Annotated in this window: 1 pseudogene; it reads right to left on the bottom strand. The window is 39.1% G+C overall.

What is annotated here, in order from left to right:
* Window positions 1–235: pseudogene (locus RYX56_RS25260) on the bottom strand (IS5/IS1182 family transposase); the annotation flags it as partial.

Here is a 235-nt window from a genome sequence, read left to right as displayed (position 1 = left end):
GTTGAATTCTCTTCCAAAGTAGGACCGGAAGGTTGATGATCACCACTACTATGATCATCATCGTTGTCATTTTCCTTAGATGCTTCTTCCGATTGGCGTTCTTGTTCTTCCAGAACAATCCATTCATTCAGTTCATTGATGATGTTTGCACCCAAACGTTTTCTAAAACGAGTCATCAGAGAATGATCAAATGGGGCTTTTTCCTGGAATTTAGGCAAACCGATAAAATACTGAA

It is taken from the genome of Alkalihalophilus lindianensis (assembly GCF_032843265.1).
GTDB lineage: Bacteria > Bacillota > Bacilli > Bacillales > Bacillaceae_D > Alkalihalophilus > Alkalihalophilus lindianensis.
The sequence above is the reverse complement of the archived record's forward strand: the minus strand, read 5'-3'. Positions and strand labels throughout refer to the sequence as shown.